Genomic DNA, 16073 nt, shown 5'->3' with positions numbered 1-16073 from the left:
GCGTTAGCCGACCACGAACAGTGGTTGGCCGTACTCGACCGCCTGGCCGTTTTCGACGAGGATTTCCTTCACCACGCCGGACTTGTCCGACTCGATTTCGTTGAGCAGCTTCATCGCTTCGATGATGCAGATCGTCTGGCCTTCCTTGACGGTGTCGCCCACCTGGACGAACGGGTCCGCGCCCGGCGACGGCGCGCGGTAGAAGGTGCCGACCATCGGCGAGGTCACCACATGGCCCTGCGGCGCGGCAACCGCCGGCGCAGCCGGGGCGGCGGCGACAGCCGGCGCTTCAGCGCCCATGGCCGGAGCCGGCTGCGCGTATTGCGGCGCGTAGGAGGCGGACGGCTGCACGTAAACCGGCGGCGCGTTCTTGACGATGCGCACCTTGCCTTCGCCCTCGGTCACTTCGAGTTCGGAAATACCGGACTCCGAGACGAGGTCGATCAGAGTTTTCAGTTTACGTAGATCCATCAGGAAGCCCCTTTCAATGCGTAGTGCCGGCACGTGCGAGAGCCGGCTCAAATTAGACGTATTTGGATTCAGCCGCGCGACGAGCCGGCCGCGAGCCGGTCGAGCGCGAATTCGAGCGCGTACAGATATCCCTTCCAGCCGAGGCCGCAAATCACGCCTTCAGCCTGGTCGGAGAAATACGAGTGATGCCGGAACGGTTCACGACGATGCACGTTCGACAAGTGAATCTCGACGAACGGGATGCCGACCCCCGCCAGTGCGTCCCGAATGGCCACGCTCGTGTGCGTGTACGCGGCGGGATTGATCAGTATGAAATCGGTTTTTTCAGTCCGCGCGGATTGGATGCGATCGACCAGAGCGCCTTCGTGATTGCTCTGGAACGACGCGAGCTCGACGCCGGCGTCCGTCGCGCGGTCGGCCAGCGCTTGATCGATCTGCGGCAAGGTCACGTGACCGTAGACCTCGGGTTCCCGGGTGCCGAGAAGGTTGAGGTTGGGTCCGTGCAGTACCAGCAGTCGCGTCATGGTCGCTTCTTTTTCCGTGGAATTGGGCGCACTTTAGCGCTGATTAGAGAAACTTGTCTAGTTTCCCGCACGTGTGGAGCGATTCTGGCGTCCGACCGCCATCAGTCGGGGCGCCCATCTTCTCTCAATTTCGCTTGAAGTGCGCGTATTTTTGCGCGTTCCGCGCGGATTTGAACGTCAATAGAATGTGGAATTTAAAGCGCGTCGAGCGTCTGTCTGAGGGCTGCGGGGTCGATCTGGCCTAATTTTGTCGAGCGCACATTGCCTTTGGCGTCGATCACGACCGTGAACGGCAGGCCGCCCGCATTGTTGCCGAACGCGCGCGCGAGGTCGGCGCCGCCGAAGCCGGTCACGTAGACCGGGTAGGCCACCTTCACTTTCTGCAGGAAGGCTTGCACGTTCTTGCCGGAATCCACACCAAGTCCGACGAACTGGATGCCTTTTTTCGCGTACTCGCGTTGAAGTTGCGACAGGGCAGGCATTTCCTCGACGCAAGGACCGCACCACGACGCCCAGAAGTTGACGACGATTGGGTGCCCTTTGAGCAAACTTAGCGACTGCGCCTTTCCGTCGACGCTCGTGACTGGCGCGCTCCACAGTTGCTCGACCGCGCTTTGCTGCGAACCGGCCTGGGCCGCGTGGGCCACTTCGGTGCCGCCGTTGAGCCAATGGTTGGCCAGCACGCCGCCGCCCGCAGCGACGATTGCCACCAGCGCGCCCGCCAGAATCCGTCTCGTGTTCATTGTTGGTCTGTCTAATTAGTTGAAGGGGTGACTTCGCCGCTGTTGAGCAACGCCTGGACCGCCTGCAGGTTTGCCCGGGCAGTGCGGCCGCGCGCGTCGGCGCGGACCGCGCCGCGCAGGTCGTCGGTTTCGTACAGCGCGACGTGAATGCCGGCCGATTCCGCATCACGCCCTTCGTTCTCCGGGCGCCACAGGAAGCTCAGCGTCTCGACATAGCCGCGTCCGGCGAAATGCCGCGTTTCCGACACGTCGTACTGAATGTTGGCGTTCAGGAAATAGATGGCGACTTCCTTCGGGTTGTCGCAGAACACCTGCAGATGCACATCCGAGTGTTCGCCCGCCGTGCCGCCCAGCACCGCGCCGGTCAGATAGGGGTTGAACGCCGCGAGCCGCTCCATCCAGTCGATCGCGATGAGGCGCAGCCGCCGCAACAGCGCCGGCTGGCTGTCGCCCTGGAAGAGCGACTGATACTCGCGGATTTCTTCCTCGATCTGGTCGTTATCCGGCAGCCATTCGCCGGCAACACGAGTCTCGCCGACGACTTGCCGGGCCGCTTTGCGCTTGGCCGTAGCGTAGTCCAGACCGTCTTCGGCGATCATGCGCGCAGCCGCGATAGCGATTTCCTCGCGCACGCGCTGCGGATCGAAATGTGATTTGCGAATCATCCGTCAATCATACTAGAGATTGACGATGCGCCTTTCTGGGCGGGGCGGGACGGGACGAGCGCCGGGGCAGCGCGGCGCGGGCGCGCGTTCATGGGCGAGCGGGAGCTGTCGGTTACAATAGCGTCCTTTGCAGACGGTCGTTCCGGCCGTTTTTGCACCTCCATCCCTCGCAAAAAAACGCCCGCGCGGCACGACAGGCTTATGCACATCCACATCCTCGGCATCTGCGGCACGTTCATGGGCGGTCTCGCGGTGCTCGCGCGCGGCGCGGGCCACACCGTGACGGGTTGCGACGCCGGCGTCTATCCGCCGATGAGCACGCAGCTCGAAGCGCAAGGCATCCGTCTGATCGAGGGTTACGACGCGGACCAGTTGAACGGCCTGAACGCGGATCTGTTCGTGATCGGCAACGTGGTCTCGCGCGGCAACCCGCTGATGGAAGCGATCCTCGACCGCGGTCTGCCGTATGTGTCCGGCCCGCAGTGGCTCGGCGAGCACGTGCTGAACGGCAAGTGGGTGCTGGCAGTGGCCGGCACGCACGGCAAGACCACCACTAGTTCGATGCTCACCTGGCTGCTCGAAGACGCCGGCCTTAATCCGGGCTTCCTGATCGGCGGCGTGCCGCTGAATTTCGGCGTGTCGGCGCGGCTCACCGATTCGAGCTTCTTCGTGATCGAAGCCGACGAGTACGACACCGCGTTCTTCGACAAGCGTTCGAAGTTCGTCCATTACCGGCCCAAGACCGCGGTGCTGAACAACCTCGAATTCGATCACGCCGACATCTTCCCGGATCTGGCCGCGATCGAAACGCAGTTCCATCACCTGGTCCGCACGGTGCCAAGCATCGGCCGGGTGGTGACGAACGGCCGCGAGGACGCGCTGGAGCGCGTGCTGACGCGCGGCTGCTGGAGCGGAGTCGAGCGCTTCGGCGTGCAGGGCGGCTGGGAAACCTTGCCCGCCGAAACCGGCGTGCCGGTCGACGAGCGCTTCGCGGTGTATCACAACAGCGAGCGCGTCGGCGTGGTCGAGTGGCAGGTGCAGGGCGAGCACAACCGCATGAACGCGCTGGCCGCGATCGCCGCCGCGCGTCACGTCGGCGTGCCGCCGGCGCAGGCCGCGAAATCGCTGGCGAGCTTTCGTAATGTGAAGCGCCGCATGGAAGTGCGCGGCAGCGTCGACGGCGTGACTGTGTACGACGATTTCGCGCATCACCCGACCGCGATCGACACCACGGTAGCCGGCCTGCGCGCGCGCGTCGGCCGCGACAACACGCGGATTCTCGCGGTGCTGGAGCCGCGCTCGAACACGATGAAGCTGGGTGTGATGAAAGCGCAATTGCCCGCCAGCCTCGCCGACGCCGATCTCGTGTTCGGCTACGGCGCGCCGAGCGGACGCGACGCGCTCGGCTGGAATCTTGGCGAAGCGCTCGCGCCGCTCGGCGGCAAGGCGCAGGCCTTCGACAATCTCGACGCGCTCGTCAAAGCAGTGGTCCACGCAGCGCGCCCCGGCGATCAGCTTCTGGTGATGAGCAACGGCGGCTTCGGCGGCGTGCATCAGAAACTGCTCGACGCCCTTTCCGCGCGAGGCACTTCGTGATTCTCTATCTGCACGGTTTCCGCTCGTCACCCAATTCGTTCAAGGCGCGCCTGCTGGCGGCGCGTCTGGCCGAACTGGGCCGCGCCGACGAATGGTGTTGCCCGCTGCTGCCCGTCTCGCCGTTCGAGACGGTGGCGCTCGCCGAATCGCTGGTGGCTGCTGCCGGTACGAATCGCGTGACGCTGATCGGCAGCTCGCTCGGTGGCTATTTCGCCACGCATCTGGCGGAGAAGCACGGCTGGCCGGCCGTGCTGCTGAACCCGGCGGTCGTACCGCAGCGCGATCTGAGCGCGTATCTCGGCGAGCAGCCGCTGTGGCACGGCGGCGGCAGCATCGTCGTCGAGCCATATCATCTGGACGAGCTGCGCGCGCTCGGCGTCGCGTCGATCACGCGGCCCGAACGGTATTATTTGCTGGCCGCCACCGGCGACGAAGTGCTCGACTACCGCGAAATGCTCGCCCATTATCCGGGCGCACGCACTACGCTGATCGAAGGAAGCGACCACGCGATCAGCGAGTTCGCCCAGTACGTCGACGAAGTGCTGGCCTTTTGCGACGCCGAAGACGTCGAGCCGCCGGCGCCGTGCGAGGCGGCCTGAGGCGAAGCGACGCAACTAGACGCAAACAGACGCAAACTAAGGCGAGCGGTCCTCGCAGGCTGCAGCCCGTCACCAGATTCAACCCGCCGGCGCGCGCGTATCGCGCCGCGGATCCACTACCACGAACACGTTGCCGTGCCGCGCACGCAGTGACCGATCGCTGAAACGGATCGGGCGCGCCGGCAGATGCAAGTCAGAACGAGAGTATTGAGTGAACGTTTTCTTCGAGGAATCGGGCAGTTTCAAGGCGGGCAGCGTGCTGTCGCGCCAGGGCGACGCGTTTCAGGTCGAATTGCCGGGCGGGCGGCGCGCGAAGGTGCGCGCCAAAGACGTGCTGATCGAATTCGACAAGCCGAGCGCGGCCGAACTGATGCAGCAGGCCGACGCCGCCGCGCAGGACATCGACCTGGATTTCCTGTGGGAATGCGCGCCTGACGACGAATTCCCGTTCGCCACGCTGGGCGCCGAGTACTTCGGCGAAAGCTTCGGTTCGATCGAACGCGCCGCGCTGGTGCTGCGCATGCACGGCGCGCCGGTGTACTTCCGCCGTAAGGGCCGCGGAATGTATCAGCGCGCGCCGCAGGAACAGCTGAAGATGGCGCTCGCCGGTCTGGAGCGCAAGCGTCAGCAGGCGCTGGTGCAGCAGGGCTACGAGGACGAACTGAAAGCCGGCCGGCTGCCCGAAGCCTTTATCGGCAAGACCGCGCTCGCGTTGCTCACCAAGCCCGACAAGAACACGATCGAATACAAGGCGCTCGAAGGCGCGGCGGCGTCGCGCGGCATTTCGCAGGCGCGCCTGATGCTCGAATGCGGCGCGATTCCGTCGGCGCGTGCGCTGCACGAGGCGAAGTTCCTCGCCGAATTCTTCCCGCACGGCACCGGCTTTGCGCCGGTCAGCGTCGGCGGCTTGCCGGAAGATCTGCCGCAAGCGGACGTCGAGGCGTTCTCGATCGACGACATCACCACCACGGAAATCGACGACGCGTTCTCCGTCGAGCACCTGGCCGACGGCCGCGTGCGGATCGGCGTGCACATCGCCGCGCCGGCGCTCGGCATCCAGCGTGGCGACGAGGTCGACGCGATCGCGCGCACGCGTCTGTCCACCGTCTACATGCCGGGCGACAAGATCACGATGCTGCCCGACAGCGTCGTCGAAGCGTTCACGCTGGCTGAAGGCGGCTTGCGGCCGGCGCTCTCGCTGTATGTGATCGTCAATCGCGAGACGCAGGAGATCGTCGCGAGCGAAACGCGCGCCGAGCGCGTGTTCGTGAAGAACAATCTGCGCCACAACACGCTCGACGAACTCGTCACCGAAGAGGCGCTCGCCGCCGGCACCGGCGACTATCCGCACAAGGACGACATCGCGGTGCTGTGGCCGTTCGCGCAGGCGCTGTTCGAAAAGCGCCAGGCCGCGCGCGCCGGCTACGGTCTGCGCCGCGAAGTGCAGCGCAATACGGATTTCAATTTCTACGTGGAAGGCGAGCACATCACGATCACGCCGCGCCGGCGCGGTTCGCCGCTCGACACGATCGTCGCCGAGCTGGCGATTCTCGCGAACTCGTCGTGGGGCGCGTTCCTGCATGACCACGGTGTGCCGGGCATCTACCGCACGCAGCGCGCGTTCGGCGCGCCGAGCGGGCCGAAGCGCACGCGCATGCAGACCAACGCCGCGCCGCACGAAGGCCTCGGCGTCACGCAATACGCGTGGAGCACGTCGCCGCTGCGCCGTTACGTCGACCTGGTGAACCAGTGGCAGCTGATCGCCTGCGTGCAGCACGGCGTGACCGCGAAGCTGGCCGCGCCGTTCAAGCCGAAAGACGCCGATCTGTTCGCCGTCGTGCAAGGCTTCGACGACACCTACACCGCGTACGCCGATCATCAGCGCCGCATGGAGTACTTCTGGTGTCTGCGCTGGCTGAAGCAGGAGAACCGCAAGCAGGTGGTGGCGTCGGTGGTGAAGGGCGATCTGGTGCGCCTCGAAGAGATTCCGTTGCTGCTGCATGTGCCGGGTCTCGGCGTGCACGCACGCGGCACGCGTTTGCAGATGGAAGTGATGTCGCTCGACGAGCTGACGGTCGAAGCGTCCGTGCGTCTCTTGCACGTGCTCGACGCGCCGACCGTGACGAGCGGCGGCGAAGCCGAGGAAGCCGACGAGGGCGATGAAGGCGACGAGGAAATCATCGACGCACCCGATGCCAGCGCCGAAGGCGAAGCCGAGGCCCAGGCCGAAGCCGAACTGGACGGCACCGCCGCCGCCGCAACCGCCGCGGACGCCGCCGACGGCGGCAGCGCCGCCGCTGATCAGCACATGGCGGAGCCGGGACGATGAGCACCACCGCAACCCTCGACCGCTACGCGGTCATCGGCAACCCGGTCGGCCACAGCAAGTCGCCGTTCATTCACGGCCGCTTCGCCGCGCAAACCGGCGAGCCGGTCGAATACGGGCACCTGCTCGCACCGGTGGACGCGTTCGTGCCGCACGTGCGCGCGTTCATCGAAGCGGGCGGGCGCGGCCTGAACGTGACCGTGCCGTTCAAGCTCGACGCGCACGCTTTCGCCGACACGCTTTCGCCGCGCGCGGCGGCGGCCGGCGCGGTGAACACGTTGCGCATCGACGCGCACGGCGTTTACGGCGATAACACGGATGGCTTCGGTCTGGTGCGCGACATCGAGGTGAATCTCGGCGTATCGCTCAAGGGCGCACGCATTCTGTTGCTCGGCGCGGGCGGCGCCGCACGCGGCGTGGTGCTGCCGATGCTGGAGCGCACGCCGCACACGCTGACGATCGTCAACCGCACTGCGGCGAAGGCCGAAGCGCTGGTCGATCAGTTCGCGCAGGCCGCGCGCGACACCGCGTGCCGTCTGACGGGCGGCAGCGCGCGCGCGATCGAAGCGGGCAGCTACGACGTGATCGTCAACGCGACGGCGGGAAGCCTCGACGCGTCGTTGCCCGAGTGCGACGACCGTGCGTTCGGCACCGGCACGCTCGCGTACGACATGATGTACGGCGCGCATCCGACGGTCTTCATGGAACACGCACGCAAGCTCGGCGCGCGCAGCGCCGACGGTCTCGGCATGCTGGTCGAGCAGGCCGCCGAATCGTTTTACGTGTGGCGCGGCGTGCGGCCGGACGGCGCGCCGGTGCTGGCCGAACTGCGGGCGCTGCTGACGGCGCCGTCGCACCCCTAGACCGGCGCGGCGCCTGGCGGAACTCACTCACTCGAAGACTGGACGCACGATGACAGCAACGCGGCGCGCAAGCCGGCCCAGTCCGGTGCGATGGATGGTTTATCTGGGCGCCGTGCTGGTGATCGCGTGGCTCGCGACGCAGGCGTTCTACTTCACACAGATCGCGGTCTGGAATTACGTGAATCCGCGCTCGACCGCGTTCATGCGCTCGGACGCGTGGCGCCTGTCGCAGGATCGGCCGGATCTGTCGGTGCAGCATACGTGGGTGCCCTACGAGCAGATCTCGCGCAATCTGAAGCGCGCGATCATCGCTTCCGAAGACGCGAATTTCGTCAACAACAACGGCTACGAGACCGACGCGATCCTGCAAGCGTGGGAGCGCAACAAGGCGAAGGGCAGGATCGTGCGCGGCGGTTCGACGATCACCCAGCAGCTCGCGCGCAATCTGTTTCTGTCGCGTGAGAAGAGTTATATCCGCAAGGGCCAGGAGCTGATCATCACGTGGATGCTCGAAACCTTGATGGATAAGGAACGCATCTTCGAGATCTATCTGAACTCCGTCGAGTGGGGCAACGGCGTGTATGGGGCCGAGGCCGCCGCTCAGTATTACTACAAGACATCGGCGAGCAAGCTGAACGCGGCGCAGTCCGCGCGCCTCGCGGTGATGCTGCCGCGGCCCAAATATTTCGACGAGCACCGGGGATCCGCCTATCTGGCCCAACGCGCGCGCGTGATCGCGCGGCGCATGGGCGCGGCCGAACTGCCGGAATAAACGTCTTTTGCACGGGCCGCGCCGCGCTGTCGGATCGCATCGGTCGCCGGCCGATTCTGATCGCCATTACCGTGCTCGCGATTCTGACCGCGTATCCGGCGCTGTGGTGGCTGGCGGCGCCGAGCTTCGTGCGCATGCTGATCGTGCTGCTGTGGTTTTCGTTCTTCTTCGGCATGTACAACGGCGCGATGGTTGCCGCGCTCACCGAGGTGATGCCGGAGAACGTTCGTGTGGCGGGCTTCTCGCTCGCGTTCAGTCTTGCTACGGCGATCTTTGGTGGCTTCACGCCGGCGGTGTCGACTTATCTCATTCAGGTGACGGGCGCCTGGGCAGCGCCTGGGTATTGGCTCAGCTTCGCGGCTGTGTGCGGATTGGTCGCAACGGTGGTGCTTTATCGGCGGGGTGGGGTGGGAAGCAGCTGGCGGGGTGGTGTGAGGTCGACGTAACCCGCGAAATCCACGTCGACGGCCGCGCCAGCGGACCACCCCAATCCGGCGGCAGCTTCTGCTGCAACTGCGCCGCCAGCCAAGCCGGCCCGCCTTCCGTGCGGGCTTTTTTGCGTTCCAGACGGACAAACCAACGGCGCTCGCACGATGCCGGAATTCGCGGCCCTGAATCCCTCAAAATCACCAAATCCCATTATATGAATCTCACATTCACATATTGGAGATTTCTCAAAAACAGCCCTACAATCCAAACCACTATGCAACGCGAGTCAGAGAACCCAGCAATCTGACCACGCGAACAGCGACAAGCAAAAAAACCGGAGACGAGGCCAAACCATGCCTACCAGCCAAAGGCGGCGCCGTTGCGCCCGCAGCAGCACGAACCTTCACGGCCTTTCCTCCGGCCCCGCGCTGTAAGCGCAAAAACCACCCACAGCCAATCGCCATGAACAAAGCGATGCCCCCTCACGCCGAGAGCACGTCCGAAGCCGATCAAGCGACCAGCGCCGCGCCGCATCCGGCTCCCGCCGCGGCCAGGACGCCGCGCGCCGGCGCTCAACCGCCCGCCGTCGACGGCATCGCGCTGCCTAGCACGCTGCTGGACGTCACGCCGCAACAGGCCGGCACGCAAACGCTGCTGCGCGGCCTGGCGATTCTCGAAGCCGCTGCCGCCGGCGTGCGTGATCTGCGCACCTTCGGCGCCGCGCTCGGCACGACCCGCAGCACCACGCACCGGCTGGTCAGCAGCCTCGTGCAGGCGCGTTATCTGCGTCAGGTGCAAGGCGGCTACCTGCTCGGCCCGAAGCTGATCGAGCTCGGCACCATCGCGCTCGAACAGATGCCGCTGACCGCGGTTGCGCGTCCGCATCTGGAGTCGCTTGCCGAGCAGACGCTCGACACGATCCACCTCGGCGTGCGCGACGGCGACGACGTGCTGTACATCGACAAGATTCCCGGCACCCGTGGCCTTGAAATGCGCTCGCGCGTCGGTCACCGGATGCCGCTGGCGTCGACGGGAATCGGCAAGGCGATGATGCTCGACCTCACGCCGGATGTCTGGCAGTCGCTTTTCGACGCGTCGCGTCGCGCGCTCGCCAGTGTCACGTTCAAGCCGGACAACCGTCCCGACGCGCCGACCTTCATGCAGCGCATGACCAACTACGCGGCCGGCGGCTACACCTTCGACCTCGAAGAGAACGAAGCGGCCATCCGTTGCGTCGCGGCCCCGGTGCGCGATGCGTCGGGTTCGGTGGTGGCGGCGCTGTCGGTGGCGAGCACGATCCCGTACATGCCGCTCGAACGCATGGACGAACTGATTCCGGTCGTGCAGCGCGAAGCGCGCGCGATCTCGGAAGAACTCGGTTGGCGCGCTCCGCAACCGACCACCCGCAGGATCAAGCGATGAAACGAGCGGGTTCTCCCACACCGGCAAGCGTTCACCCGGTTGCAGGCGTCGCCGACGCCGCTGCTGACTTTGCGCACGCCGCGCTGATCGCGCTCGATTGGGGCACGACGTCGCTGCGCGCCTATCTTTTCGACGCCGACGGCCAGGTGCTGGCAACGCGTGCGTCGACGGCCGGCATCATGAATTTGCCGCGCCGCGCGGAACAGGGCGGCTTCGACGCGGCCTTCGACGACGCGTGCGGCGTGTGGCTCCAATACGCTCCGGCCGTGCCGGTGATCGCGGCGGGGATGGTCGGCAGCGCGCAGGGCTGGGTCGAGGCGCCGTATGTCGACGCGCCGGCCAACGCCGATGCGCTGGTGGCCGGCCTCGTCCGCGTGAGGGCGGCGTGCGGTGCGACGCTGCATATCGTGCCGGGCGTCCTGCAACGCGGCGAACTGCCCAACGTGATGCGCGGCGAAGAGACGCAGATTTTCGGTGCGCTCTGCGAGGACGCGAACGCCGTCGACATCGGCAAGCGCGCGCTGATCGGCCTGCCCGGCACGCACGCGAAATGGGCGGTGGTGCAGGCGGGGCGCATCGAGCGTTTTCATACGTTCATGACCGGCGAAGTGTTCGCGGCGCTGCGCGAGCATACGATCCTAGGGCGCACGATGGTGACGCCCGATCGTCCGGATACCGAAGCATTCCTGCATGGCGTGAGCATTGCCCGCGAGAAGGGCCAGGCGGGTCTGCTCGCGACCGTCTTCAGCACGCGCACGCTCGGCCTCACCGGACAGCTTGCGCGCGACGCGCAGCCCGACTATCTGTCGGGCTTGCTGATCGGACATGAACTGGCCGGCCTCGAAGCCGTGCTGACGCAACAGCAGAACACGCTTGCCGCGCAGAGTCTGCGCCTGATCGGCAATGAAGCGTTGTGCGAGCGTTATCGTCTCGCGCTCGCGCAATTCGGCTGCACCCAGGCGACGTTGGTGAAGCAGGCCACCGAGCGCGGCCTGTGGCGCGTCGCCTCGCAGGCGGGACTCGTCAATCCGGCCGCCCACGCGGCGCGCGCGGGCTGACCGGGCGCACCGCCGCTCACGAAACAAGGAACCGACATGCAACCTCACATCAATCTGCCCGCCCCGTACATGCCGCACGCGGGCCTGATCGCGGCGTTCGAAGTCTGTCCGCTGATCGCGATCATGCGCGGCGTGACGCCCGCCGATGCGGCCGATCACGGTCAGGCGCTGTACGAAGCAGGCTTTCGCATCGTCGAAGTGCCGTTGAATTCGCCGCAGCCATTCGACAGCATTGCCGCGATCCGCAAGGTGCTGCCGGCCGATGCGATCGTCGGCGCGGGCACCGTGCTGCATCCGGGTTTCGTCAACGACGTGAAGCAGGCGGGCGGCCAACTGATCGTGATGCCGCATAGCGACCCTGAGGTCGTGATCGCCGCGAAAGCGCAGGGACTCGCCTGCGCGCCGGGCGTCGCCACGCCGACCGAAGCGTTCATCGCGCTGAAGAACGGCGCGGATGTGCTGAAGATGTTCCCCGCCGAACAGCTCGGCTGCCAGGTCGTGAAGGCATGGCGCGCGGTGATCGCGGCGCAGGTGCCGCTGGTGCCGGTCGGTGGCATCAACCCGGACAACATGGGGCCGTTCCTGAGCGCCGGCGCGAACGGCTTCGGCCTCGGCTCGGCGCTGTACAAGCCGGGTCAGAGCGCGGCTGTGACCGCCTCGCATGCGAAGGCGTTCATCAACGGTTTGCGCATCGCCCGCGCGGGCGTGAAGAAATGAAGCGGCTAGCCGGCAAAGCCGCGTTGATCACCGGCGCCGGGCGCGGCATCGGTGCGGCGATCGCGCTCGCGTTCGCACGCGAGGGCGCGTCGGTCTTGCTGGCGGAGCTGGATATCGACACTGCGCAGCAGACGGCCGAGCACATCAAGGCGCAAACCGGCGCACGCGTGCTCGCGCTGCACACGGACGTGACGCAGTCGGCGTCGGTTCGGCAGGCGGTGAGCGAGGCGGAACAGGCCTTCGGCGCGCTCGACGTGCTGGTGAACAACGCCGGCATCAACGTGTTCTGCGATCCGCTGACCATGACCGACGACGACTGGCGCCGCTGCTTCGCGGTCGATCTCGACGGCGTGTGGAACGGCTGCCGCGCGGTGTTGCCGGGCATGGTCGAACGCGGTGCGGGCAGCATCATCAACATCGCGTCGACACACGCGTTCAAGATCATTCCGGGCTGTTTCCCGTATCCGGTCGCCAAACACGGTGTGATCGGCCTGACACGCGCGCTCGGCATCGAATACGCGCCGCGCAACGTGCGGGTCAACGCGATCGCGCCGGGCTACATCGAAACGCAGTTGACGCACGAATGGTGGGACCAGCAAGCCGATCCGGCCGCCGCGCAGCAGGCGACGCTCGAGTTGCAACCGATGAAGCGCATCGGCCGCCCGGAAGAAGTGGCGATGACCGCGGTGTTTCTCGCGTCGGACGAAGCACCGTTCATCAACGCCAGTTGCATCACCGTGGATGGCGGCCGCTCGGCGCTGTATCACGACTGATTTTTGCAGTACGCAGGTTGCGCAGGGGCGCAAAGAGTACACCGGACGACGCGCTGGCCGCGTGTGTCATCACCGGTACAAGAAGACGCGGCCGCTTACCTTCTCGTTATCAATTAGTCAGGAGACACGCATCATGAAACGTAGAATTTTCCTCACGCTGGCAGCAGCGGCGACGGGTGTGCTCTTCAACGCGCCGGTCGCGCAAGCCGCCGACCCGGTCAAGATCGGCTTCCTCGTGAAGCAGCCTGAAGAACCCTGGTTCCAGGACGAATGGAAGTTCGCCGAAATCGCCGCCAAGGAAAAGGGCTTCACGCTGGTGAAGATCGGCGCGCCATCGGGCGAGAAGGTAATGAGCGCAATCGACAATCTGTCGGCGCAGAAGGCGCAAGGCTTCGTGATCTGCACCCCTGACGTCAAGCTCGGACCGGGCATCGTCGCGAAGGCGAAGGCCGACGGCCTGAAGATGATGACGGTGGACGACCGTCTGGTCGATGGGTCGGGCAAGCCGATCGCATCGGTGCCGCACATGGGCATCTCGGCGTACAACATCGGCAAGCAGGTCGGCGACGGGCTGGCTGCGGAAATCAAGAAGCGCGGCTGGGACATGAAGGACGTCGGCGCGATCGACGTGACCTACGAACAGCTGCCGACCGCTCATGACCGCACGACCGGCGCGACCGACGCGCTGGTGGCCGCCGGCTTCCCGAAGGCGAACATCGTCGCCGCGCCGCAAGCGAAGACCGACACGGAAAACGCGTTCAACGCCGCCAACATCGCACTGACGAAGAACCCGCAGTACAAACACTGGGTTGCTTACGCGCTGAACGACGAAGGCGTGCTCGGCGCGGTGCGTGCAGCGGAAGGCCGCGGCTTCAAGGCGGACAACATGATCGGTATCGGCATTGGCGGTTCGGACTCGGCGTTGAACGAGTTCAAGAAGCCGACGCCGACGGGCTTCTACGGCACGGTCATCATCAGCCCGAAGCGCCACGGCGAAGAAACCTCGACGCTGATGTACGACTGGATCACGCAAGGCAAGGAACCGCCGATGCTCACGCTGACGACCGGCATGCTGGCCACGCGTGAGAACGTGAGCGACGTGCGCCAGAAGATGGGGCTCGCTGCGAATTAAGCGTGTGCGACGCAGTGCGATGAAGTGAACTGCCGGCGCGCGGTTCTCCGAACGATTCGGGGGGCGATGCGCCGGCGGCAGCAAAAAAAAGATCAGCAGTAGAGGCAAGCCATGCTTTGCGTCTGTCCGTGAGGGATGAGGTACGAGACACGGCGAGGCGCGGTTCATATGAAGCAGCAACTATCTTGCATGGGACAGGAGTAAGCGCTAAAGCGCTAACTCCTGTCGACCGCAATAACTTGCATGGGACAGGAGTAAGCGCTAAAGCGCCAACTCCTGTCGACCGCAATAACTTGCATGGGACAGGAGTAAGCGCTAAAGCGCTAACTCCTGTCGACCGCAATAACTTGCATGGGACAGGAGTAAGCGCTAAAGCGCTAACTCCTGTCGACACAGGAGGCGAAGTGTCAGCGACGCTACGTTTTGACAATATCGGCAAAGTCTTTCCAGGCGTGCGTGCGCTCGACGGTGTGTCCTTCGAGGTCAACGTCGGCCAGGTTCACGGCCTGATGGGCGAAAACGGCGCAGGGAAATCGACCCTGCTGAAGATTCTCGGCGGTGAATATCAGCCCGACTCGGGCCGCGTGATGATCGACGGCAACGAGGTGCGCTTCTCTAGCGCGGCGGCGTCGATCGCGGCGGGGATTGCGGTGATTCACCAGGAGCTGCAATACGTCCCCGATATGACGGTCGCGGAAAACCTGCTGCTCGGCCAGTTGCCGAACTCGCTCGGCTGGGTCAACAAGCGCGAAGCCAAGCGTTTCGTGCGCGAACGTCTCGAAGCGATGGGCGTTGCGCTCGATCCGAACGCGAAGCTGCGCAAGCTGTCGATCGCGCAACGGCAGATGGTCGAAATCTGCAAGGCGCTGTTGCGCAACGCGCGCGTGATCGCGCTCGACGAGCCGACCAGCTCGCTGTCGCATCGAGAGACCGAAGTGCTGTTCAAGCTGGTGCGGGATCTGCGCGCCGACAACCGCGCGATGATCTACATCTCGCACCGGATGGACGAGATCTACGAGTTGTGCGACGCCTGCACGATCTTCCGCGACGGCCGCAAGATCGCGTCGCATCCGACGCTCGAAGGCGTGTCGCGCGACACCATCGTCAGCGAGATGGTCGGGCGTGAAATTTCGGATATCTACAACTATTCGGCGCGCCCGCTCGGCGAAGTGCGCTTCGCGGCGAAAGCGATCGAGGGCCATGCGCTCGCGCAGCCGGCCAGCTTCGAGGTGCGGCGCGGCGAGATCGTCGGCTTCTTCGGTCTGGTGGGCGCGGGCCGCAGCGAGCTGATGCATCTGGTGTATGGCGCCGATCACAAGAAGGGCGGCGAGCTGTTGCTCGACGGCAAGCCGATCAAGGTGCGCAGCGCGGGCGAAGCGATCAGACACGGCATCGTGTTGTGCCCGGAGGATCGCAAGGAAGAGGGCATTGTCGCGATGGCGACGGTGTCGGAGAACATCAACATCAGCTGCCGCCGACACTATCTGCGCGCGGGGATGTTCCTCGATCGCAAGAAGGAAGCGGAAACCGCGGACCGTTTCATCAAGCTGCTGAAGATCAAGACGCCGAGCCGCCGCCAGAAGATCCGTTTCCTGTCGGGCGGCAATCAGCAGAAGGCGATTCTGTCGCGCTGGCTTGCCGAGCCGGATCTGAAGGTCGTGATTCTCGACGAGCCGACGCGCGGTATCGACGTCGGCGCGAAGCATGAAATCTACAACGTGATCTATCAGCTGGCCGAGCGCGGCTGCGCGATCGTGATGATTTCGTCGGAATTGCCGGAAGTGCTCGGCGTGTCCGACCGGATCGTCGTGATGCGCCAAGGCCGGATTTCCGGCGAACTGTCGCGCCGTGATGCAACGGAACAATCGGTGTTGAGCCTCGCGCTGCCGCAGAGCTCGACCGCGCTGCCCGGAGCCGAAACCGCTGCCCAGCAGGCGGCCTGAACATTATTCGGACGCAAGTCCGGCAACCCGTGGGGAACGG

General features: G+C 65.3%; 15 protein-coding genes and 1 pseudogene. 12 read left to right on the top strand and 4 right to left on the bottom strand.

The features are described 5' to 3' along the window. Positions 1-3 precede the first annotated feature (3 nt). The 4 genes from accB to FVF58_RS30055 form a co-directional block, all read right to left on the bottom strand. On the bottom strand, positions 4-471 hold the full coding sequence (gene accB, locus FVF58_RS30070; protein WP_149673415.1) for an acetyl-CoA carboxylase biotin carboxyl carrier protein: 468 nt from the start codon (positions 469-471) through the stop codon (positions 4-6). 68 nt (positions 472-539) lie between these two features. Further along, on the bottom strand, positions 540-995 hold the full coding sequence (gene aroQ / locus FVF58_RS30065) for a type II 3-dehydroquinate dehydratase (RefSeq protein WP_149673414.1): 456 nt from the start codon (positions 993-995) through the stop codon (positions 540-542). A 194-nt stretch (positions 996-1189) separates the two neighbouring features. Continuing rightward, positions 1190-1738: a TlpA family protein disulfide reductase gene (locus FVF58_RS30060; RefSeq protein WP_149673413.1), complete on the bottom strand. Its 549-nt coding sequence runs from the start codon at positions 1736-1738 to the stop codon at positions 1190-1192. An 11-nt stretch (positions 1739-1749) separates the two neighbouring features. Further along, a complete protein-coding gene (locus tag FVF58_RS30055) occupies positions 1750-2403 on the bottom strand; it encodes a UDP-N-acetylmuramate--alanine ligase (protein WP_149673412.1) in 654 nt (217 codons plus the stop codon). Positions 2404-2604: 201 nt separating this feature from the next. On the opposite strand from FVF58_RS30055, the gene mpl reads away from it, so the two are divergent. The 12 genes and pseudogenes from mpl (at position 2605) to araG (ending at position 16033) form a co-directional block, all read left to right on the top strand. Further along, complete coding sequence (gene mpl / locus FVF58_RS30050; RefSeq protein WP_149673411.1) at positions 2605-3999, top strand: UDP-N-acetylmuramate:L-alanyl-gamma-D-glutamyl-meso-diaminopimelate ligase; 1395 nt, start codon at positions 2605-2607, stop codon at positions 3997-3999. Then, positions 3996-4598 (top strand): YqiA/YcfP family alpha/beta fold hydrolase, encoded by a 603-nt coding sequence (locus FVF58_RS30045; protein WP_149673410.1) that lies wholly within the window; start codon positions 3996-3998, stop codon positions 4596-4598. Before mpl ends, FVF58_RS30045 begins: the two co-directional genes overlap by 4 nt. 211 nt (positions 4599-4809) lie before the next feature. After that, entirely contained in the window at positions 4810-6927 is a 2118-nt protein-coding gene (locus tag FVF58_RS30040) for a ribonuclease catalytic domain-containing protein (RefSeq protein WP_149673409.1), read from the top strand. Then, positions 6924-7787, top strand: coding sequence for a shikimate dehydrogenase (gene aroE, locus FVF58_RS30035; protein ID WP_149673408.1), 864 nt, complete (start codon positions 6924-6926; stop codon positions 7785-7787). The genes FVF58_RS30040 and aroE overlap by 4 nt, the downstream gene beginning before the upstream one ends. A 49-nt stretch (positions 7788-7836) precedes the next feature. Beyond that, positions 7837-8559 carry a monofunctional biosynthetic peptidoglycan transglycosylase gene (mtgA, locus tag FVF58_RS30030; RefSeq protein ID WP_149673407.1) on the top strand — a complete coding sequence of 241 codons (723 nt, stop codon included), beginning with the start codon at positions 7837-7839 and terminating at the stop codon, positions 8557-8559. 23 nt (positions 8560-8582) lie between these two features. Next, positions 8583-9005: pseudogene (locus tag FVF58_RS30025) on the top strand (citrate-proton symporter); the annotation flags it as partial. Between the two features lie 445 nt (positions 9006-9450). Continuing rightward, entirely contained in the window at positions 9451-10410 is a 960-nt protein-coding gene (locus FVF58_RS30020) for an IclR family transcriptional regulator (RefSeq protein WP_149673406.1), read from the top strand. Next, entirely contained in the window at positions 10407-11468 is a 1062-nt protein-coding gene (locus tag FVF58_RS30015) for a 2-dehydro-3-deoxygalactonokinase (RefSeq protein ID WP_149673405.1), read from the top strand. The genes FVF58_RS30020 and FVF58_RS30015 overlap by 4 nt, the downstream gene beginning before the upstream one ends. Before the next feature lie 36 nt (positions 11469-11504). Then, positions 11505-12185: a 2-dehydro-3-deoxy-6-phosphogalactonate aldolase gene (locus tag FVF58_RS30010; protein ID WP_149673404.1), complete on the top strand. Its 681-nt coding sequence runs from the start codon at positions 11505-11507 to the stop codon at positions 12183-12185. Beyond that, positions 12182-12958 (top strand): SDR family oxidoreductase, encoded by a 777-nt coding sequence (locus FVF58_RS30005; protein WP_149673403.1) that lies wholly within the window; start codon positions 12182-12184, stop codon positions 12956-12958. Before FVF58_RS30010 ends, FVF58_RS30005 begins: the two co-directional genes overlap by 4 nt. Positions 12959-13091: 133 nt before the next feature. Beyond that, the gene (locus FVF58_RS30000; RefSeq protein WP_149673402.1) at positions 13092-14090 is read left to right on the top strand and encodes an arabinose ABC transporter substrate-binding protein; all 999 of its coding nucleotides are present in this window, start codon (positions 13092-13094) and stop codon (positions 14088-14090) included. A gap of 404 nt (positions 14091-14494) precedes the next feature. Continuing rightward, positions 14495-16033, top strand: a complete 1539-nt coding sequence (gene araG / locus FVF58_RS29995) for an L-arabinose ABC transporter ATP-binding protein AraG (protein ID WP_149673401.1) — start codon at positions 14495-14497, stop codon at positions 16031-16033. The last annotated feature ends 40 nt before the right edge of the window (positions 16034-16073 follow it).

Source organism: Paraburkholderia panacisoli, from assembly GCF_008369935.1.
Taxonomy (GTDB): Bacteria; Pseudomonadota; Gammaproteobacteria; order Burkholderiales; family Burkholderiaceae; genus Paraburkholderia; species Paraburkholderia panacisoli.
Note: the sequence above shows the minus strand (reverse complement) of the source record. Positions and strands in the feature narration are given on the sequence as shown.